Source organism: Phenylobacterium sp. FG114 (assembly GCF_057809855.1).
On the sequence record NZ_JBMDKU010000001.1, the window covers coordinates 522,328 to 542,286 of the forward strand.

The 19,959-nt window shown below is 68.9% G+C and carries 22 protein-coding genes and 1 tRNA gene; 5 read left to right on the top strand and 18 right to left on the bottom strand.

What is annotated here, in order from left to right; all coding sequences use genetic code 11:
- Window positions 1-33 precede the first annotated feature (33 nt).
- Window positions 34-363 carry a thioredoxin gene (gene trxA / locus ACODSY_RS02650; protein ID WP_488950075.1) on the top strand — a complete coding sequence of 110 codons (330 nt, stop codon included), beginning with the start codon at window positions 34-36 and terminating at the stop codon, window positions 361-363.
- A 17-nt stretch (window positions 364-380) separates the two neighbouring features.
- Here the strand turns inward: trxA and ACODSY_RS02655 are convergent, their stop codons facing one another.
- From ACODSY_RS02655 to aroA, 12 genes are all read right to left on the bottom strand, one after another.
- Entirely contained in the window at window positions 381-587 is a 207-nt protein-coding gene (locus tag ACODSY_RS02655; protein WP_488950076.1) for a hypothetical protein, read from the bottom strand.
- Between the two features lie 12 nt (window positions 588-599).
- Entirely contained in the window at window positions 600-1,943 is a 1,344-nt protein-coding gene (locus tag ACODSY_RS02660; protein WP_488950077.1) for a bifunctional folylpolyglutamate synthase/dihydrofolate synthase, read from the bottom strand.
- 192 nt (window positions 1,944-2,135) lie between these two features.
- A complete protein-coding gene (accD, locus tag ACODSY_RS02665) occupies window positions 2,136-3,059 on the bottom strand; it encodes an acetyl-CoA carboxylase, carboxyltransferase subunit beta (RefSeq protein ID WP_488950078.1) in 924 nt (307 codons plus the stop codon).
- A 5-nt stretch (window positions 3,060-3,064) separates the two neighbouring features.
- Window positions 3,065-3,898: a tryptophan synthase subunit alpha gene (gene trpA, locus ACODSY_RS02670; protein ID WP_488950079.1), complete on the bottom strand. Its 834-nt coding sequence runs from the start codon at window positions 3,896-3,898 to the stop codon at window positions 3,065-3,067.
- A 13-nt stretch (window positions 3,899-3,911) separates the two neighbouring features.
- Complete coding sequence (gene trpB, locus ACODSY_RS02675; RefSeq protein ID WP_488950080.1) at window positions 3,912-5,132, bottom strand: tryptophan synthase subunit beta; 1,221 nt, start codon at window positions 5,130-5,132, stop codon at window positions 3,912-3,914.
- 9 nt (window positions 5,133-5,141) lie between these two features.
- The gene (locus ACODSY_RS02680; protein WP_488950081.1) at window positions 5,142-5,786 is read right to left on the bottom strand and encodes a phosphoribosylanthranilate isomerase; all 645 of its coding nucleotides are present in this window, start codon (window positions 5,784-5,786) and stop codon (window positions 5,142-5,144) included.
- 38 nt (window positions 5,787-5,824) lie between these two features.
- The gene (mscL, locus tag ACODSY_RS02685) at window positions 5,825-6,238 is read right to left on the bottom strand and encodes a large-conductance mechanosensitive channel protein MscL (protein ID WP_488950082.1); all 414 of its coding nucleotides are present in this window, start codon (window positions 6,236-6,238) and stop codon (window positions 5,825-5,827) included.
- A 31-nt stretch (window positions 6,239-6,269) separates the two neighbouring features.
- Window positions 6,270-6,560, bottom strand: coding sequence for an integration host factor subunit beta (locus ACODSY_RS02690; protein ID WP_421937072.1), 291 nt, complete (start codon window positions 6,558-6,560; stop codon window positions 6,270-6,272).
- A 123-nt stretch (window positions 6,561-6,683) separates the two neighbouring features.
- Window positions 6,684-8,642 carry a DUF3857 domain-containing protein gene (locus ACODSY_RS02695; protein ID WP_488950083.1) on the bottom strand — a complete coding sequence of 653 codons (1,959 nt, stop codon included), beginning with the start codon at window positions 8,640-8,642 and terminating at the stop codon, window positions 6,684-6,686.
- A 116-nt stretch (window positions 8,643-8,758) separates the two neighbouring features.
- The gene (rpsA, locus tag ACODSY_RS02700) at window positions 8,759-10,465 is read right to left on the bottom strand and encodes a 30S ribosomal protein S1 (protein WP_488950084.1); all 1,707 of its coding nucleotides are present in this window, start codon (window positions 10,463-10,465) and stop codon (window positions 8,759-8,761) included.
- A 166-nt stretch (window positions 10,466-10,631) separates the two neighbouring features.
- Window positions 10,632-11,306 (bottom strand): (d)CMP kinase, encoded by a 675-nt coding sequence (cmk, locus tag ACODSY_RS02705; RefSeq protein WP_488950085.1) that lies wholly within the window; start codon window positions 11,304-11,306, stop codon window positions 10,632-10,634.
- Window positions 11,306-12,646: a 3-phosphoshikimate 1-carboxyvinyltransferase gene (gene aroA / locus ACODSY_RS02710; protein WP_488950086.1), complete on the bottom strand. Its 1,341-nt coding sequence runs from the start codon at window positions 12,644-12,646 to the stop codon at window positions 11,306-11,308. The genes cmk and aroA overlap by 1 nt, the downstream gene beginning before the upstream one ends.
- Before the next feature lie 124 nt (window positions 12,647-12,770).
- Between aroA and ACODSY_RS02715 the strand changes: the two genes are divergently transcribed.
- On the top strand, window positions 12,771-13,229 hold the full coding sequence (locus ACODSY_RS02715) for a TIGR02300 family protein (protein WP_488950087.1): 459 nt from the start codon (window positions 12,771-12,773) through the stop codon (window positions 13,227-13,229).
- 129 nt (window positions 13,230-13,358) lie between these two features.
- Window positions 13,359-13,434: transfer RNA gene (locus ACODSY_RS02720), tRNA-Ala, on the top strand.
- Window positions 13,435-13,733: 299 nt separating this feature from the next.
- On the opposite strand, the gene ACODSY_RS02725 is transcribed toward ACODSY_RS02720, so the two are convergent.
- The 6 genes from ACODSY_RS02725 to ACODSY_RS02750 form a co-directional block, all read right to left on the bottom strand.
- Window positions 13,734-14,024 carry a hypothetical protein gene (locus ACODSY_RS02725; protein ID WP_488950088.1) on the bottom strand — a complete coding sequence of 97 codons (291 nt, stop codon included), beginning with the start codon at window positions 14,022-14,024 and terminating at the stop codon, window positions 13,734-13,736.
- A gap of 33 nt (window positions 14,025-14,057) precedes the next feature.
- Window positions 14,058-15,299, bottom strand: coding sequence for a DUF3363 domain-containing protein (locus tag ACODSY_RS02730; RefSeq protein ID WP_488950089.1), 1,242 nt, complete (start codon window positions 15,297-15,299; stop codon window positions 14,058-14,060).
- 315 nt (window positions 15,300-15,614) lie between these two features.
- On the bottom strand, window positions 15,615-16,547 hold the full coding sequence (locus ACODSY_RS02735) for a DUF2493 domain-containing protein (RefSeq protein ID WP_488950090.1): 933 nt from the start codon (window positions 16,545-16,547) through the stop codon (window positions 15,615-15,617).
- A gap of 274 nt (window positions 16,548-16,821) precedes the next feature.
- A complete protein-coding gene (locus tag ACODSY_RS02740; RefSeq protein WP_488950091.1) occupies window positions 16,822-17,841 on the bottom strand; it encodes an ArdC family protein in 1,020 nt (339 codons plus the stop codon).
- Window positions 17,842-17,892: 51 nt separating this feature from the next.
- On the bottom strand, window positions 17,893-18,357 hold the full coding sequence (locus ACODSY_RS02745) for a GcrA family cell cycle regulator (RefSeq protein WP_488950092.1): 465 nt from the start codon (window positions 18,355-18,357) through the stop codon (window positions 17,893-17,895).
- Window positions 18,358-18,805: 448 nt separating this feature from the next.
- Complete coding sequence (locus ACODSY_RS02750; RefSeq protein WP_488950093.1) at window positions 18,806-19,111, bottom strand: hypothetical protein; 306 nt, start codon at window positions 19,109-19,111, stop codon at window positions 18,806-18,808.
- A 73-nt stretch (window positions 19,112-19,184) separates the two neighbouring features.
- Between ACODSY_RS02750 and ACODSY_RS02755 the strand changes: the two genes are divergently transcribed.
- Window positions 19,185-19,613: a MerR family DNA-binding protein gene (locus ACODSY_RS02755; protein WP_488950094.1), complete on the top strand. Its 429-nt coding sequence runs from the start codon at window positions 19,185-19,187 to the stop codon at window positions 19,611-19,613.
- Window positions 19,610-19,930 carry a YnfA family protein gene (locus tag ACODSY_RS02760; RefSeq protein WP_488950095.1) on the top strand — a complete coding sequence of 107 codons (321 nt, stop codon included), beginning with the start codon at window positions 19,610-19,612 and terminating at the stop codon, window positions 19,928-19,930. Before ACODSY_RS02755 ends, ACODSY_RS02760 begins: the two co-directional genes overlap by 4 nt.
- Window positions 19,931-19,959: the final 29 nt, after the last annotated feature.

The following is a 19,959-nucleotide window of genomic DNA, read 5'->3' on the forward strand; positions in this document are numbered from 1 at the left end:
TGGGCGATTCCACCGGGCCATAGGAGTTTGCGAATGAGCACCGTGAAGGTCACCGACGACACCTTCCAAGCCGACGTACTGGGTTCGGAGACTCCGGTCCTGGTGGATTTCTGGGCCGAATGGTGCGGCCCCTGCAAGCAGATCGCCCCCGCCCTGGAACAGCTCTCGGAAGAGCTGGCCGGCAAGGTGACGATCGCCAAGCTCGACATCGAGCAGAGCCCGACCACCCCCTCGCGCTACGGCGTGCGCGGCATCCCGACGATGATGCTGTTCAAGGGCGGCCAGATGGCTTCGATGAAGGTCGGCGCCATGCCGAAGCAGAAGATCCTCGAGTGGCTCGCCGAAGCCGGCGTCGCCGCCTGAGCTGACTGCGGTGTCGATCAGCCGTCGCTGCGCCTAGGCCGGCGGCGGCTGACCGCCCAGTTCACGATTCGGCTCGCGATCAGCCAGCCGATGAGCCAGCCGAACATCACCTCCGGCCCGCGACCGTAGAGGCGCGTCAGCACCACCAGCACGACCAGCGCCACGGCGAGGGTGACGAGCCACGGGATCGGCAGGGCCAGGCGCCAGGTGCGCTTTCCGAACATTTCAGACGTTCCCTAGGTCGGCCAGGTTTCCGGGCTCATGGCCAGGACCTCGCCGGCGAAATGCAGCCCGCCGCAGATCAGCACGTGGGGCGCCGGCCCGTCGGTCTCAAGGGCGCGGGCGACGGCGTCCGAGACATTGGCCGCGGTCTCGGGCGTCAGGCCGGCGCGGACGCCCGCCTCCAGCAGCTCGTCCGTCGAGGCCGCGATGGGGCTGTCGAAGCTGGTGACGATCACCCGCGGTCGCATCTCGGCGAAGGGGCGGAAGAAGCCCTCGGCGTCCTTGCGCGCGAACATCCCGGTGACGAGCACGAGCGGGCGAGGGTCGCGGTCGATCAGGCGGCTGGCCGCCTCGGCGAGCGCGCGCCCCGCATGTGGGTTGTGGCCGCCGTCCAGCCAGAGGTCGGCGCCCCGCGCCTTGGCCAGGTCCGCCAGCGGGCCCGCGGTGAGCCGCTGCATGCGCGCCGGCCAGACCGTGGAGGTGATGCCGTGGCCCAGCACCTCGTCCGACAGGCTGCGGTCGAAGGTCAGCGCCGCAGCCACGGCGACGCCCGCGTTCGCGAACTGGTAGCCGCCGAACAGGCTGGGCGCGGGCAGGTCCAGCAGCCGCTCGGGCATCTGCACCAGCAGGCGGCCGCGCTCCTCCCAGGCGTCGAAGTCGCGGCCCATGAGCAGCATCGGGGCCATGCGGTCGTCGGCCTCGCGCTCGATCATCTCCAGCGCCTCGTCGGGCTGGCGGGCGACCACCACCGGGCGGCCGTGCTTGATGATCCCGGCCTTCTCCCAGGCGATCTTCGGCAGGCCGGGGCCGAGCATCTCCAGGTGGTCGTAGTCGACCGGGGTGATGACGCTGACCGCCGGGGCGTCGAAGACGTTGGTGGCGTCGAACCGGCCGCCCAGGCCCACCTCGACGATGCAGAGGTCGGCGGGGGTCTCGGCGAAAGCCAGGAAAGCCAGAACCGTGGTGATCTCGAAGAAGCTGATCGGCTGCCCGTCGTTGGCGGCCTCCAGGCGATCCGTGAGCTCGGTGAGCTGCTCGTCGGTGATCAGCTTGCCCGCCAGTCGAATCCGCTCGGCGAAGCGCACGAGATGCGGCGAGGTCAGCGCATGCACCCGCAGGCCGGCCGCCTCGCCGATGGCGCGCAGGTAGGCAACGGTGGAGCCCTTGCCGTTGGTGCCCGCCACGTGGATGACCGGCGGCAGCTTCCGGTGGGGATCGCCCACTGCGGCCAGCAGGCGCTCCACCCGGCCGGTGGTTAGGTCGATCAGCGTCGGATGATTGGCGCGCAAGCGCTGCATCACCGCGTCGGAGGCGCGGATCGGATCGTGGCCTGGGTCGGGGGGAAGAGGCGCAGACATCAGAAACTCCTCGCCCCCCACACGACGCGGGAGGGGAGAGGGTAGGGAGAGGGGCGGCTGGGTGACGTCAGGGTGAAGTCGGGGGCCCTCAGATGGCTCATGGCTGAACCGGACGTGCGGGTGGAAAGGCCAGCGTCGCCCCTCTCCCCGCCCTCTCCCCTCTCGCTGCGCGTAGGGGAGAGGAGAATGTCATTACGCGGCGGAGGAAAGGCGCTCACGCCCCATCATAAGGGTCTTCAGGATGGAACTCAGCTTTTCCGGCAGGTCCTTCCGGGAAACCACCTGGTCGACCATCCCGTGCTCCACCAGGAACTCGGAACGCTGGAAGCCGGGCGGCAGGGTCTCACGGATGGTCTGCTCGATCACGCGTCGGCCGGAAAAGCCGATAGTGGCGTTGGGCTCGGCCAGATGGACGTCGCCCAGCATGGCGTAGGAGGCGGTGACCCCGCCGGTGGTCGGGTCGGTCAGCACGACGACGTACGGCAGGCCCGCGGCCTTCACCTCGTTCAGCGCCAGCGTCGTGCGGGCCATCTGCATCAGCGAGAGCGTGCCCTCCTGCATGCGCGCGCCGCCCGAGGCGGTGAAGATCACCAAGGGTACGCCGCGCTTCACGGCCTCCTTGGCCGCCACCACGAAGGTCTCGCCGGCGGCCATGCCCAGCGAGCCGCCCATGAAGGCGAAGTCCTGGACGATCACCACGGCAGGTTGCCCGGCGACATGGCCGTAGCCCACGGCCATCGAGTCCTGCTCCCCGGTGGCCTTGCGGGCCGCCTTCAGGCGCTCGGGATAGGGCTTCTCGTCGGGGAAGCCCAGCGGATCGTCGGCGACGATCGGCGTGGCGATGCGCTCGTACTTCGCGTCGTCGAAGGTGTAGTCCAGCCGCAGCTTCGCGCCGATGCGCATGTGGTTGCCCGAGGGCGTGACCCACATGGCGGCCTCGAGGTCGGGCCGGTAGAGCATCTCGCCCGTGTCGGGGTCCTTGACCCAGAGATTCTCGGGCGTGTCCTTCTTGGTGAGGCCACGAACGCCGGGGGCGATCCGCGAGAGCCAGCCGCGGCGGCGCTCGGCCGGCGCTCGGCCGGGCTTGTCGTTGTTACGCTGTTCAGCCATCGCCATGGTTTTCAGACCGCCGTGAGGCTCTGTCGCGCCGAGCGCACAGCCTTAGCCAGGGATTCCACTTTGGAAAGAACTCGCCGGGTCACGTCTTCGTTCAAATCCACTGCTTCGGCCACTTCGTCCACAAGCGCGGAACCCACGACCACCGCGTCAGCAACCTGCGCTATAGCCGAAGCGCGCTCGGGTGTCTTGATCCCGAAGCCGACTGCGACCGGAAGTCCCGAAGCCTTGCGGACGCGCTCGACGTGCGGGGCGACGGCGGCGGCGTCCGCCTCCTTCACGCCCGTCACGCCGGCGACCGACACATAATAGACGAACCCGGAGGCCCGCCGGATCACGGTGGGCAAGCGTTTGTCGTCCGTCGTGGGCGTCGTCAGGAAGATCAGCGCCATGCCGTTCGCCTCGAGGGCGTCGGCCAGGGGGTCGGCTTCTTCCGGCGGGCAGTCGACCACGATCATGCCGTCGACGCCGGCGGCGGCCGCCTCGCGCGCGAAAGCCTCGAACCCCCAGCTGACCAGCGGGTTCAGGTAGCCCATCAGGATGATCGGGGTGGTCTCGTCGCTCTCGCGGAAGGCCGCGATCGTCGCGAGGGTGTCCTTCAGCGTCATGCCCTTGGCGAGGGCGCGCTGGGCGGCGCGCTGGATCGGCGGGCCTTCGGCCATAGGGTCGGAGAAGGGGAAGCCCACCTCGATCAGGTCTGCGCCGGCGGCCGGCAGGCCCTTCAGGATGGCGAGCGCGGTGGCCCTGTCGGGGTCCCCCGCCATGACATACGGCACGAAGGCGGCGCGCTTCTCGGCCTTGAGCGCCGCGAAGCGGGCGTCGATACGGGAGTTGCTCAAGTCCGCCGGTCCCCTAGATCTGGCGGCCAAGGTGCGCGGCCACGGTGTTCACATCCTTGTCGCCGCGGCCCGACAGGTTCAGCACCACGACGCCGTCCTTGCCGACGTCGCGGGCGATCTCGCCGATGCGCGCGATCGCATGGGCCGATTCAATCGCCGGCAGGATGCCCTCCAGCTTCGAGAGCAGCATGAAGGCGTCCAGCGACTCGGCGTCGGTAGCGGTGAGGTAGGTGGCGCGGCCGACGTCGTGCAGCCAGGAATGCTCGGGCCCGATGCCGGGATAGTCGAGGCCGGCCGAGATCGAATGCGCCTCGGTGATCTGGCCTTCGCGGTCCTGCAGCAGGTAGGTCATGTTGCCGTGCAGGACGCCCGGGCGACCGCCATTGATCGCCGCGGCGTGCCGATCGGTGTCCATGCCCTCGCCGGCCGCCTCGACCCCGATCAGCTTCACGCCCTCGTCGTTGAGGAAGGGATGGAAGATGCCGATGGCGTTGGAGCCGCCACCGACGCACGCCACCACGGCGTCGGGGAGGCGGCCTTCCGCTTCCATGATCTGCTCGCGCACTTCGCGGCCGATCACGGCCTGGAAGTCGCGGACCATCTCCGGATACGGGTGCATGCCTGCGGCGGTGCCGATCAGGTAATAGGTGTCGTGGACGTTGGTGACCCAGTCGCGCAGGGCCTCGTTCATGGCGTCCTTCAGGGTCGCCGACCCGCTCGTCACCGGACGCACTTCCGCGCCGAGTAGGTTCATCCGGAAGACATTGGGCTTCTGCCGCTCCACGTCGACCGCGCCCATGTAGACCACACAGGGCAGGCCGAAGCGCGCGCAGACGGTGGCCGTCGCCACGCCGTGCTGGCCGGCGCCGGTCTCGGCGATGATACGGGTCTTGCCCATCCGCATGGCCAGCAGGATCTGGCCCATGCAGTTGTTGATCTTGTGCGAGCCGGTGTGGTTCAGCTCCTCGCGCTTCAGGTAGATCTTCGCACCGCCGAAGTGCTCGGTGAGCCGGCTGGCGAAATAGAGCGGCGAGGGGCGGCCGACGTAGTGCTTCAGATAGCCGTTCAGCTCGGCCTGGAACGCCGGATCGACCTTGGCCGCGCCCCACGCCGCCGTCAGGTCGTGGACCAGCGGCATCAGGGTCTCTGGCACATACTGTCCGCCAAAGTCACCGAAGCGCCCATGAGCGTCGGGATAGGCGGCGTAGTCGTTGGGTCGGGTCGGCGCGTTCATAAGATGGTCTCAGGCGCGGCGAACAGCGTCGAGGAACGCCGTGATCAAGGCCGGGTCCTTTAGTCCGGGACCGCGCTCCACGCCAGAGGAAACGTCGACGATCGGGGCGCCGGAGGCCGCCACGGCGCCCGCCACATTCCACGGATCCAGGCCCCCCGCCAGCAGCCACGGCCTGGCGAACCGCCGTCCGGCGAGCAGCGTCCAGTCGAAGGGCTCGCCCAGGCCGCCCGGGCGCTTGGCGTCCTTCGGCGGCTTGGCATCGAACATCAGGTGCTCGACGAGGGGTTCGTAGGTCGCCGCGGGAGCGAGGTCGGAGGTCTCCGACACGGGCAGCACCTTGATCAGGCCGCGGCCGGACCGCTGGCCGATCTCGCGCACGCGGGACGGTGTCTCCTTGCCGTGGAGCTGGATCAGGTCGGGCGCGAGGCCCGCGACGATGGCGTCGACTTCAGCGTCGGTCGGATCGACCGCCAGAGCCACGATCTTGACGTTCTTCGACCGTGCCGGGGGCGCCAGACGCGCGGCCGCCTCGGGGGCGATGGCCCGGGGGCTCTTCGGGAAAAAGACGAAGCCCAGGAAGCCCGCGCCGCCGTCCACCGCCGCGCGCACCGCCTCTGGGGTCGAGATCCCGCAGATCTTCGTCTTGACCGTCATGGCCGGGGATTAGGGGGCTGGAAGGCCCCGGCGCAAGCTTACTTCGTCTTCAGGAGGTCGCGGATCTCGGTGAGCAGGACTTCCTGCGGCGTCGGTGCGGGCGGCGCCTCGGGCGGGTTGGCGGCTTCCTGGCGGCGCAGGGAGTTCACCGCCTTCACCAGCAGGAACACCACCCAGGCGACGATCAGGAACTTGATGCCGGCGTTGATGAGGGCGCCGTACTGGATCGCCACCAGCTCGCTGGCGGGGGTGGCGGGGTCGTCCGGCTTCAGCACCACCATGAGCTTCGAGAAATCGACGCCCGACGTCAGCAGGCCGATGGGCGGCATCACCACCTGGTCGACCAGCACCTTGACGATGTCGTTGAAGGCCGCGCCGATGATCACGCCGACGGCCAGGTCGACCACATTGCCCCGTTGGATGAACTCGCGGAACTCAGAGAAGACGCCCATGAAGCCCTCCATTTCGAGGGCCGTGGCTCGCCTAGCCCTCGTCCTCGGCGTTCAGCCGCTCGCGCAGCTCCTTGCCGCTCTTGAAGAAGGGAACGTGTTTGGCGCGCACGTCAACTGGTTCGCCCGTCCGCGGATTGCGGCCAGCGCGGGCGTCGCGCGAGCGGACCGACAGGGCGCCGAAGCCGCGCAGCTCGACGCGGCCGCCGTCCTCCAGGGCCTCGATCATGCGCTCGAGGATCACGCCCACAACGCGCTCGATGTCGCGTTGCGTGAGGTGCGGATTTTCCTCCGCCAGTTTCGCGATCAGCTCGGACTTGATCATGCACGCCCCTCGAAACGGCGCGACCATGGCGAATGCCGAACCTGCAATCAACCCGCAAAAGCGGGTTAACTCTACTCTACGGCCAAGCTTGCTCTTCTGGAGGCGCCGGCGAACCGCGGACGCCTACAACGGCGCGCGGATCAGGCTGTCCTCCGACGCGACGCGCCGGAAGGTCCGCGTGGCGGCCTCGGCCTCCGCCGCCGGGATTTCGGGCTGCAACGAGCGCAGGTCGGTCGTGAACCGGGCCACGCCGTCCTTGATGCCGGCCGCGCGGTTCAGCTCCATCGCCCCGATCGTCTCCTTGCCGCTGGGCCCGCGGACCGTGAATCCCTTGCCGCCGGCGGGCAGCACGAACTCGGTGGTGGTGCGCACGAACAGCGGGAAGGGCACAGCGTAGGGCGCGTCGCGGTTGGGGCCCGGTTCGCGCCTCGGGTAGCCCGGCGCGGCGTTGCTGGAATTGGACACCCGATACTCGCGCATGCCCAGGTCGGGGTTCTTGCGCCAGTCGAGGTCGGCCGAACCCGACAGTCGGATCTCGAAGGCGTCGTTGTCCGCGTCGTCGGTCCACTCGACCTTCTGGACGTCGACCCAGCTCATGCTGCCCGACATCTGCTGGCGGAAGTTCCGTTCCAGGTCGGCGCGAGGCACGGTGGCCACCATCCGCCGCATGCCGTTGGCGGCCTCGCCGCGGAAGCGGCTGATCATCTGCATTCCCGCGGGCGCATCGAGACCCTTCGACGCGTCGAACCGGGTGGTGGCCTCCAGGAACGGCTCGTCCAGCGGCGGCACCACGATCTCGACCAGGTCGGAACCGGCGGCGCGGACGGGCAGGGCCCAACGGTGCGGCGGCGGGCGCAGCGCTTCCAGGCCGCTGCGGTCGCCCGTGCGCGTACCGTCAAGCCAATAGGTCTTGCCGTCGACCGTCGCCTTGACGATCACATGGTTGAAGGCCGCCAGCGAGGGCAGGCGCTCGTTCATCCCGTCGCCGCCGCCCAGGCTGACCAGGGCCGGTTCGGCCTCGACCTTCAGTTCCTTCAGGATCGCCAGCAGCAGGGCGGTCTTGCCCTTGCAGTCGCCGAACTTGCGCCGCCAGGTCTCGTCGGCGGGGGCCGGCACGTAGCCGCCGTCGCCGATGCCGATGAAGAAGTAGCGGGTCTTGTCCTCGACCAGCCGCAGGGCCTCGAAGGCGCGAACCTTGGGATCGGACGATTTCGCCGCGATCGCGTCGATCTCGGCGCGCAGGTCGGAGTCCGGGGCGATCACGGCGGCGCGGTCATACAGCGGGGCCATGATGCGCGAGATCTCGTTCCAGCTCTCGAAGCTGGAGGTCTCCATGTACCCGAGGCGGCGGAACCGAGGCGGCGCGCCGACTGGCGGCTTGGGGGCCTGGACACCGGACGCGTCCAGCACCAGCCAGGTCCAGTCGCCGTCCTGGCTCAGCCTGGGCTCGCCGAAGCCCTCGGTGGGCTTGTAGCGGATCGGCGCTCCCGTGGGCCAGGACAGGCGTACGCGGTAGCGGCCCGCCACGCCGGGAAAGCCCAGTCCCTCCATGTCGTACGATCGGTTGCCCGCCACCGGGTCGCGGCCGGCGTGGGTCCAGGACGCATCCAGGATGTCGCCCACCTGTAGGCCCTCGATCTGCTGGTTGGCGCTCATCCGGCCGTCCAGCATGGCGCGCTCCAGATCCTGCTCACGCCGCAGGACGAGCATCTTCTTGCCCTTGCCCAGCAGGTCGATGGTCTGGCCGCCACGGATGATCCGCAGCGTGTGGATGGTCACGGTCTCGTCGCCCGGGTCCCAGGTCACGCCGAAGGTGGTCAGCGACGCCAGGCCCTCGGCCTTCAGCACCTTGCGGACGCGCCGATTGTAGAAGGCGTCGCCCTGGGGCGTCAGGCGGCTCTGGTTGTCGTCGAGCAGCGTCTGGATCGCGGGGGCGCCCTCAGCGGGCGGCGCCTCGGGAACGGGGGCCACGTCGACCCACTTGGGCGGCGGCCCGTAAGCGGGCTTAGGGGCGGCGATCGCCGGTGCGGAGATCAGGACGGCCGCGGCGAGGCCGGCGGCGAAACGGACGAAACGCGACACGTGGAGGGCGACCTCTTCGAAACTTCGCCGTCACGATAGAGCGTGCGCTCACAAACGAAAACGGCGGACCGGTTTCCCGATCCGCCGCTTCGATGTTCAAGCCAAGAAGGCCTGGACTATTCCTTCTGGGCTTTCTCGCGGAGAGCCGCGCCCAGGATGTCGCCCAGCGAGGCGCCGGAGTCCGACGAGCCGAACTGCTCGATGGCTTCCTTCTCCTCGGCCATTTCCAGGGCCTTCACCGACAGCGAGATGCGGCGGGCGGCCTTGTCGACGTTGGTGACCTGGGCGTCCAGGCGGTCGCCGACGGCGAAACGCTCGGGGCGCTGGTCGGCGCGGTCGCGGCTCAGGTCCGACTTGCGGATGAAGGCCGTCATCGGGGCTTCCTCGTCGCCGAACTTCACCTCGATGCCGCCCGAGGTGATCTCGGTGACGGTGCAGGTGACGGTCTGGCCCTTGCGGAAGGTGTCGCCTTGCAGCGGGTCACCCGACAGTTGCTTGATGCCGAGCGAGATACGCTCCTTCTCGACGTCGACGTCCAGCACGCGGGCCTTCACGGTCTCGCCCTTCTGGTACTTGGCGATGGCTTCTTCGCCCGGGGCGGCCCAGTCGAGGTCGCTCAGGTGCACCATGCCGTCGATGTCGTTTTCCAGGCCGATGAACAGACCGAACTCGGTGGCGTTCTTGACTTCGCCCTCGACGACCGTGCCGATCGGGTGAGCGGCCACGAAGGCCTCCCACGGATTGGCCAGGGCCTGCTTCAGGCCCAGCGAGACGCGGCGCTTGGACGGATCGACGTCCAGAACGACCACATCGACTTCCTGCGAGGTCGACACGATCTTGCCGGGGTGGACGTTCTTCTTGGTCCACGACATTTCCGACACGTGCACCAGGCCCTCGACGCCGGCTTCCAGCTCCACGAAGGCGCCGTAGTCGGTGATGTTGGTGATGCGGCCGGTGAACTTCGCGCCCACCGGGTACTTGGCTTCCACGCCGTCCCACGGGTCGGACTGGAGCTGCTTCATGCCGAGCGAGATGCGCTGGGTGTCCGGGTTGATCTTAACGATCTGGACCTTCACCGTGTCGCCGACCGCGAGTACCTGGCTCGGGTGGTTGACGCGCTTCCAGCTCATGTCGGTGACGTGCAGCAGGCCGTCGATGCCGCCCAGGTCCACGAACGCACCGTAGTCGGTGATGTTCTTGACCACGCCTTCGCGGACTTCGCCCTCTTGCAGCTGGCTGACCAGCTCGGTGCGCTGTTCGGCGCGGGCTTCTTCCAGGATGGCGCGGCGCGAGACGACGATGTTGCCGCGCGGACGGTCCATCTTGAGGATGGCGAAGGGCTGCTCGCGACCCATCAGCGGGCCGACGTCGCGCACCGGACGGATGTCGACTTGCGAACCCGGCAGGAAGGCCGAGGCGCCGCCCAGGTCGACGGTGAAGCCGCCCTTCACGCGGCCGACGATGGAACCCATCACCGGCTCGTTCTTCTCGTAAACGCCTTCCAGGCGCGTCCAGGCTTCCTCGCGGCGGGCCTTTTCACGGCTGATGACGGCCTCGCCCATGGCGTTCTCGACGCGCTCGAGGAACACCTCGACGGTGTCGCCCGGCTTCAGCGCGCCCTTGCCTTCGTCCATGCCGAATTCCTTGAGCGGAACGCGGCCTTCGGTCTTCAGACCGACGTCGACGATGGCGAAGTCCTTTTCGATGGCCACGACCTTGCCGTGGACCACTTGGCCTTCCATGAAATCGCGCCCGCCGAGGGACTCGTCGAGCAGCGCGGCGAAGTCGTCGCGCGAGGGGTTCAGGCTCAGATCGTCAGCCATGTTTTCTTTCGTACTCAAATGACCTTTGGGTCCGCGCCTTCCGCATGAAGGCCGGACGGAGTCCCGCTGGTCGGGTTAGGGGTTGAACCGAAGACGCGGGAACACCCCGCGCAGGTGAAGACTTGCCCGCAGTAATCGAGGGAAAGGCGCGGTTGGATTTGTCCGGCTAGTCCGCCGGCTGACCGGCTTCCCAGCGGACGCGCGCCGCCTCGACGATACGGCGGGCCGCATCGGCGGCCTGCTCTATAGTCATTTCGGTGGTGTCGAGCAAGTTTGCGTCGGCTGCGCGGGTCATCGGCGCCGCCGCCCGGCCGCCGTCGCGCGCGTCCCGGCGACGGATATCGGCCAGCACGTCATCGTAGGCCACGTCTTCGCCCTGGCCGCGGAGCTGCTTCCAACGGCGCTCGGCGCGAGTCTCGGGCGTGGCGGTGACGTAAAGCTTGGCCGGGGCTTCGGGGCAGATGACGGTGCCGATGTCGCGACCGTCCAGCACGGCCCCGCCGTCCTGCCGGGCGAAGGTGCGCTGGAACTCCAGCAGGGCGTCGCGGACGCGCGGGTGCACCGCCACGCGGCTGGCCAGCTCGCCGGCGGCGCGCGTGCGCAGGGCAGGGTCGTTCAGCAGGTCCGCGCTCAGGGTGACCGCCGCCGCCGCCGCGGCGCCCTCGTCGTCGAGCGACAGGTTCGCGCGGTCCATCAGCACGCCCACCGCCCGGTAGAGCAGCCCGGTGTCCAGCACCGGCAGGCCGAGGTCGGCCGCGAGCCGCGTCGCGATCGTGCCCTTCCCCGACGCAGCCGGTCCGTCGACGGCGACGATGAAGCTCGTGCGGAAGGGTTTGCCCATCAGCTCGCGATCTCGGCGCCCAGGCCCTGCATCATCGGGACGAAGCCGGGGAAGCTGGTGGCGATCATCCCTGGCTCGTCCACGCTGACCGGCTCTTCTGCGGCTAGGCCCAGGACCAGGTGCGACATGGCGATGCGATGGTCGCCATGGGTAGTGACGCGCGCGCCACCGCCGACCAGGTGATTGCCGCGCTTGGCGCCGACCACGGTCAGGGTCTCGGGCTCTTCCTCCACCCCGATGCCGCAGGCGGCGAGGCCCGCGGCCATCAGCGCGATCCGGTCGCTCTCCTTCACGCGCATCTCGCCGATGCCGCGCATGACGGTCTTGCCCGACGCGAAGGCCGCGGCGACGGCCAGGATCGGATATTCGTCGATCATCGAGGGCGCGCGCTCGGGCGGGACCTCGACGCCCTCGAGCTCGGAATGCCGGGCGGTGACGTCGGCGACGGTCTCGCCGCCTTCCTCGCGCACATTGGTCACCGAGATGTCGGCGCCCATGTCGCCCAGCGTTTCCAGGAGGCCGATGCGCAGGGGGTTCAACAACATCCCCTGGACCGTGACCTCGGAGCCCGGCGTCACCAGCGCCGCCACCAGCGGGAAGGCCGCCGACGACGGATCGCCGGGCACATGGATGCGGGTCCCGCGCAGTTTCTGCCCCGGGCGCAGGACGATGTGACGCCCGGCGCCATCTTCGCGCACCTCGATGGTGGCGCCGAAGCCGTGCAGCATCCGCTCGGTGTGGTCGCGGGTGGCCTCGGGCTCGATCACCTCGACGCCGCCCTCGGCGTGCAGGCCAGCCAGCAGCACCGCCGACTTCACCTGGGCCGACGGCTCGGGCAGGCGATAGGCCACGTGGCGCAGGTTCCCGCCCTTCAGGGTCAGCGGCAGGCGTCCGCCCTGGCGGCAGATCCAGGTCGCGCCCATCTCGCCCAGGGGCCGCAGCACGCGGTTCATCGGCCGGCCCCGCAGCGAGTTGTCGCCGGTGAAGGTGGCCGCCATGTCGAACCCGGCGGCGGCGCCCATGATCAGCCGGACGCCGGTGCCGGCGTTGCCGCAGTCCACCACGTCGGCCGGTTCGGAGAAGCCCCCCTTGCCCTCGACGCGCCACTTGCCCCCGCCCTGTTCACTGGGGCCCAGACGCTGCACGTCCGCCCCGAACGCGGCCATGGCCGCGGCGGTGCGCTTGACGTCGTCGCCCTCGAGCAGGCCCTCGATCTCGGTCACGCCGCTAGCCAGGGCGCCCAGGATGAGCGCACGATGGCTGATGGATTTGTCCCCCGGAGCACGCACGGTCCCTCTGAGGGGACCGGCTCGCCTGGCGGTCAGGTTCGCCGCCGTCATGTCTCGAAAACGCGCCTCCGGATATGGGGTCTGGTCGTGAGGGCGATTGCTTTGACAGGCGGTCCCGCCCGTGGCAAGGGACGCCGCCTTTTCGCGAATTTCCAAAATTAGAGGGTCGCCGCCTTTGGCCAATCCCGAGCTGGGCACGAAGCAAATCTGCCCGAACTGCCAGGCTAAGTTCTACGATCTGAACAAACGTCCGGCGCACTGCCCCAAGTGCGCGACCGAGTTCGATCCCGACGAAGCCGTCCGCAACCGCCGCGTCCGCGCGCGCACCATCGTCCCCGAAGACGACCAGGTCGAAGATCAGGTCGTGGAGAAGGAGGCCGACGAGGACGAAGAAGAGGAAGAGGCGGTCACGCCCGAACTCGACGAAGTCGCCGACGAGCCGCCGCTGTCCACCGATGACGACGACACCGACGAGCCCGCCTCCGGCGCGGTCTCGGAGGATCTGGGCGAGTTCACCGACGACGAGGAAGTCGAGGACGCCGACGACGTTCCGTTCCTGGAGGACGAGGACGAAGACGACTTCGACGAATCCGAGATCGAGGGCCTTCCGGACGACGGCGACGACGACCGGTAAAATCCCGCGCCAACAGGGAGCCGGGGCCCGCGACAAAAAAAGCCTGAAAGCGGGCTTGATCGCGGGAACCGGTTTGAATAGGTTCCGCGCCTTCCCGGGGGGCCAGCCTCCCCGGGAAGACCCGACCTCGGGGCTATAGCTCAGTTGGTAGAGCGCTTGAATGGCATTCAAGAGGTCAGCGGTTCGACTCCGCTTAGCTCCACCATGGAGGCCCCCAGTAACCCACTGGGGGCCTTCGCCTTTTTCGGGCAGGCGCTTGAGCGCGCATACCAATCCTACGAAGACTTGGGCGGGCTGGGTACCACCGGGGTACCACTTGCAACCTGCCACTGGCCGGCGTTTCGCCCCATTCCACGCAGCGTCAGGTGTTTCGCTAGCGCCACCCCAAAGACTGACCTGTCCGAAGCGCAGCCTGGCAGCAGGGGGGTAAGGTTACGTATCGACGGTCGGTCGGGATCGCGGCGATGATGTCGCCGGCACGGAGATCCGCAGATGCCCAATGCCTCAGCCTCCGATATCGAGTCCGCAAAGCGTCTCTACAGCAGCCTCGTCAGGGCCGTTCTTGATCTTGCCGCGGACTGTCCTGAGAGCCGCCACGTCGTCGCGCTCGCCATCATCATCGACGCTTTCCACGACGACATTCTGCGACCGCTCGAATGTGGGCGTCCGGCGCGACGGCCGACCCTCGTAAAGACCGACGAAGTAGCGGGTGACCGCAAGCTCCACTGACGTCGGGTCAGCGGCATGCGCCTGCGGAGTTCTTAGCAAGCCGAGACCGGCCATCAGCACCGTCATCTCCGCATCAGATATGCAGAGAACGAAGAGCGCTTAGCGGCCGAGATCGATCGACCTCGACCTGCCCGCGATCTGCGCGCCCTGAGGTGTCGGCAAGAGCTCAATGCCTCGACCCAACGTCGGCAGGGCTTGTCCGGATTTCAGTCGCGCGTAGCGCTCCTGCCCGTGCGCCTCGCGCACGATCACCCAACCCGCGCCGCCCAGCTCGTCGTGATATCCCCGCGCGACGACGCGACCGCGAACCGGCGTGTCGCCCAGCGCCTGCGGTTCATGACCGCTCTGCAGGCGTCGCTGGTGCAGGGTCCGGATGATGTCCTGCCGCAGCTGAAGGGATCGCAGGCGAGGCTCAAGCTCGGCGTCCAGCCGATATCGGCGCCCCACCCGCTCGGCGAGACCCAGGGCCTCGAGCCTTCGAAGTCGTCCCCGCGTCAGGGCCGACCAGGCGTCGTTCACACCGACGCCGTCGTCCACACATCGGTCCGCGTCCGCCGCCTGGAGGAGCCTTCGGTCCAGCCCCGTGAACCGGTCGGCCTGGGTCTCGCGCCACACACGGCGCTCGGCCTCCGCACGGGTCAGGTCGCCAAGGCGCTCCTGCGCCACCTCCTGCGCCCGCGCACGGAAGCCAAACCCCACGTAGTCTCGAGGTATGACGAGGTCCCGGCCCGAGGCCCGCCGGCCGCGGATCAGGACGTGGGCATGGGGGTGCCCGGTGTCGTAGTGGCAGGTGGCGATCCAGATCAAACCGGGCTCGCCCAGATCGTCCGCGACCCGCCGCATCACCTCCCGGGTGTAGCCCCCCAGGTCGGAGATCCGCTCGCCGTGCTCGGGAGATACGATGAACCGGAAATGGTGCCGATCCTCGCCCCAGGACCGCGTGGCGGCATCCGGATCGATCACGTCCTGGCCGCGATCGAAGAACTCCGGCGGCTGCTCGGCGAAACCGGCGCCGGAGCGCCCGAGGTAGGCCACATGCGCCGCCAGCGCGGCCGCGCGCACGACGCCGTGTCCGGAGTGGCGAGAGACCAGGGCCTTCACGATCACCCGTTGCCGCACGTCCAGCCGAAAGGCGCGGCCGGAGCGTCGCTGTGCTGCGCTGAGCACGCCGGCCCGGTCGCCATAGGCGAACAGCCTGGAAGCGGATAGCCGCTGCAACATCCCCGTCCGGACGCCACTCGCATCTCGTTTCAAGCTATGCGGAAGGCGCGCGTAGGACGTCCGGTCGTCTCCGGGCAGCGTGTCCGGGAGCCGCATTCGAATGGATTCGCGGACCAGCATTCCACCCCTCCTGCGGTCGAGAAGCTCGAGAGTCGGGCACACGTTGCGGCGAGTTCAGGACGGGCGTCAGCTGCTCGCCAAGTGTCTAAGATCGTGAAGCAAAACGAAGAGACAGACACCTCTTTTATCTTGCCCTAAGCTCCAAAATCTGTGGTCAAGCTCAACGACAACAATCCGGATCAAACCCGCGCAAAGTCCAGCGCAGGTCGAGGCTTGGTGCCTTCTAAACAGAGCCTCGCCGATCACGGGGCCAAACGAAGAAACCCGCCCGGCCGGAGCCGAGCGGGTCTGGGCTGAGACGTTCTTGCGCGAACGCTATGCGGCGCGGGCGCGGATCGCCAGGTGCTGTACGCCGCGGGCTTCCGCCTGCTGCGCGAGATTCAGAGCCGGCCCGAAGGGATGCACTGACCCGCGCCGCTGACGATCCAGCGTCTGCGCCAACGTCAGGCAGCAGGTCGGTTCCAGAGCAAGCAGGTCGTCGTTGGCGCGGAAGGGGGCCGCCTTGCCATGCCGGTCGAAGTCCGCCCGGGCGAGCACGAGGGTGACGCCTTTCTGCTGCGCCCAGCGGATGGCGATCTTCTCCGCCCCCTTGGCCCCGGTGGTCGCGAGCACCAAGTCCGGCCACTGCGTCTGGGCCCAGTTCAGAGCGTCGAAGATTCGCTGAGCGTCTTCGGCGCTGTCGGCGCTCGGAGCCGCCCGGAAGGCCACGACCGGTCCCTGGGGCTCCGCCTCGCCCTGCTTCCGGCGCTCGATGGCGCGGATCGTCTGCTTGGCTTCCAGCTGGGCGGCGGTGAGGCAGGTGCCGCGGCGGCTGCCCCGCCAGGCGGTCCAGACCTCACCGGTCATCGTCGTATAGGCCTCGGCCGCGGCGTCGCGGACGAGCTCGGCGGCAGCCTGGGCCACATCGAAGGCGCGGGTGGTCCCGGTCGCCTCCTGCAGCTCGGTGTCGGCCATCTCCGACCCGTCGAAGTCGCGTTCGAGCCAGCGCACGCGGTCGCGCGCCCGATCCGCTTCCCGTTCGATCCGCCCGGCAGCCGAATGGAAGGCGCCGATCAGGCTCTCGGCGAGGATCGCCTGGACGTCTTCGAGCGCGGTGTCGCCGACCAGGTCGATGAGCTCGGTCATCAGCGCATGTCCAAGCTGGACCAGGGCGGCTTCCGTGGGATGCGGCCGCGGGTCTTCCAGCGCCGCGGCCTGGACGTCGAAGGCTGTGTCGGAAGGGGCGAAGGCGTGAAGGGAGAAGGTCATCGCAGGACTCCATGATGAGGGAACCGCCGATGCGCGCCCACGCGCAACGACCTCTCCGTCCGACACGTCGGGCCCCGGGAGGTCACCGGAGCGGAGCGCCTCTCGCGAAGCGGAGGGGAACGGCCGCCAGGCCGTTGACGTCCAGGGTGACGTGACAGGATGAGAGGACGTTGTGTGGGGGCGTTGCGTCCGCCCGCAGAGGCGGACGCGCCGTCCGGCGCGCCCTCGCGCCGGGTGCTGAGCCGGCCCCGCTCTCAGTCGCCGACGTGGCCCGTCATCCGACGGGCGATCCAGAGGGGCTGGCAGGGGATATCGCCCCGGCGCCCCTGGGCGTCGAGTTCGCCGTCCAAGCCTGCGCGGCCGGCTCCGGACCCGGAGCATCGTCGACCTCGTCGTCTCGCGGCGCCTCCGGCTGCAGACCGTGCAGGTAGTCGCAGGCCTTCTGCGCGAACGCAGCGGCCTGGAAGACGAAGCGCTTGTCGCCCTTCAGCACCTTCAGCCAGTCGCCGATGTAGTCGGCGTGGTCGCGGCGGGGCCGCAGGTCGAGTCCGAGGTCGGCGCACAGGAAGGCGGCGCCCAGCTCGGCGACCAGTTCCTCCCGCGCGTAGCCCTCGTCGCCCCAGCGCCTGCGCCCGAAGTCACGGTCCAGCCGCGTGGGATGCCGGGTCCAGTGCACGCTCTCGTGCGCCTGGGTGGCGTAGAAATCCACGATGTCGGGGAAGCTCGCCGCGAAAGGCATCTGGATGTGGTCGGGCCCAGGCGCATAGTAGGCCGCGTCGCCGCCGTAGCGGACGCGCGCGCCGGTGGCCGCGAAGAAGTCCTCGGCCCTGTGGATGCGTCGTTCGGCCGACGTTGGCGCCGGCGGCTCAGCCTGGAAGGCGGGCGGCAGGCCGTCGATCTGCGCGACGTTGAAGACGGTGTAGGCCTTCAGAAACGGGATCGACCGTTCGACCGAATTCCCGTCGCCGCGATCCTCCACCCGCCGGATGCGGTTGGCGTAGACGACCGTCGCGCCGCGCGCCCCGCGCCGGACCTGGGCGCCCAAGGCCTGGGCCTGGCGGAAGGTCATCCAGGTGGGCGCCGCAAAGCCCTGGGCGACCGCCTCGGACCAGAGCAGCAGGACGTTGACGCCGCTGTAGGGCTGACCGCCCACCCGCAGCGGTCGGCTGACCGGGCCGCCCAGCCCGCCGGCGGTCCAGGGCTTAACCCAGGGCCGGAGGCCGGCCTCCAGGTCGGCGACGATGGCGTCGGTGACGCGGGCGTAGAGATCGGGGCGCGCAGGATCGCGGGGCATGATGGGCCTCCGTAAGGATGGGCGAGGGTTGGGGGGATCGGCGCGGGCGGCTCAGGCCAGCCCGGCCAACTTCATCAGGTGGTCGCGGGCCGTGGGCCGGTAAGCGAGCGCGCCGTGCGGCGCGCAGTAGGCCCCGCGCACCGCCGGACGGCCGCAGACCGAGAAGCCCGGCGCCAGGGGGTCTCCGATCGGCCAGCGGCAGGCGTGGCGCCCCACGGTTCGCATGTCCGCCAAGCCCGTCTCCGGGGGCGGCTCGAGCACGGTGACGGACGACGCCGCCGCCACGGGACGCCGCCGCGCAATCCGCGGCTCGGGCCGGGGCGCCCGCGGCCGCCGGCTTCCTGGCCGAGCCGGGGTAGCCCGACCGCTCAGGCCCAGTCGGTGGACCTTGCCGATCACGGCGTTGCGGGTGACGCCGCCCAGCTCACGGGCGATGACCGAGGCGCTCTTGCCGTCGCGCCAGAGCTTGGCGAGGGCCTCGACGCGATCGTCGGTCCAGGGGGAGGTGGAATTCATGGCCGGTGCTCCGGATCCGCGAGCCCGATCGGCTCGCCTTTCCGCCGCCCTTCCTTCCCCTCCGGCTTGCATGAGGGATCGTTCTCTAACCGCCTGCAACCCCCGGCCGCTAACGCCCGGAATTTCCGAGGGATTTCTGGCGCTTAGGTCCGGCGTCCGTGTCAGTTCAGTGCGAAGATCCCGAATCGAACCTTCGGCGGTGATCTGCGCCTCGAGCGCCTGTTTCGTTCCGCGCAGGGATCGCAACGCCCAGCCTGAAGAGACCGCAGGGCTCAGAGGGCGGCCCAGGGCGTGGAGACTCCCGCGGAGGCTCCGGGAGGCGTAGCCGAGTAGAGCCCGGCCCGCAGGGGCGCGTCAGCGAATGCCCGCTTTGCGCGTTGGACTCTATTTCCGGGTCCGACCCATAGCAGTTATCGGATGAGGCCCGACGTCCTGACGGTTCCTCTGCTCAATGGCCGCCAGGGTGCGAGGGAGCCGGAGCACATGTATTGATCTCACAACTCGCCTCGCAGCCACACTCCGCGGCTTTGGGCCGGAAAGCCCGGCGCAACCCCGCGACCAGCAGGAACACCATCGCTGCCAGCGGGAGCCCGTAGCAAAGAACCTGGTCCAGGGTCAGGCCGAACAGAAGCGTTCCGCCGAGTGCGCCCGCGCTTATCAAACCGCCGCCCGCCAGCAGCGGCAGGATCAGAGGGGCGCAACACGCCGCACAGGCAGCCGTCCCCAGGCCGATCAGTCCCCAACGCACCTTCATCGCAAATCTCCTTGTCAGCTTCACCGCGCTCCCTCTTACTTCTTCAAGTAACTTGAAGAGCAAGGGGCTTATGATGGCGCTGACCATCGGCGAAGCGGCGGGCCGTTCAGGCTGCTCGACGCCAACCATCCGCTACTACGAAGAGATCGGACTGCTGACCGCCGTGGGCCGCACGCCCAATGGGCGGCGGGCCTACGGATGGCCCCAGGTTCACCGCCTGACGTTCATCAGAAGGGCGCGTGATCTGGGTCTCTCGCTCGAACAGGTCCGCCAACTGCTCGACATCTCTGACGGCGACCCCTCGACCTGCGGTGATGCTCGCGATCTGATCCAGGCCCACGTCGAGGCCATCCGGCGCAAGCGTGAAGAACTGGAGAGCCTGGAGCGGATGCTGACGGGAATGGCGGCGCGGTGCGACAGCACATGCGCGACCGACCCGGCAGCGAACTGCACTGTGTTCGGCGATGTCCTGAACAGCCCACAGGCATCAGCAAAAGCATGAGTTGGGTCTACTTCTCGGGCGCCGCGATCTTGGAGATCGCGGGCTGTTTCGCTTTCTGGGCTTGGCTCCGGGAGGGGCGCTCGCCGCTCTGGATCGCCCCAGGCCTCGTCGCGCTGGCCGGTTTTGCGTTCCTGCTCACGCGCGTCGATGCAGCACACGCAGGTCGCGCCTACGCCGCGTACGGCGGCATCTACGTTACCGCCTCGATTGCTTGGTTGTGGGTCGTGGAAAGGCAGGCCCCCGACAGGTGGGACCTGATCGGCCTAACGGCGTGCCTCTTGGGATCGGCAATCATCCTTCTACCGCGAGCGACCTGACCGCACGTCCGCAATCGATCCATCGCGGA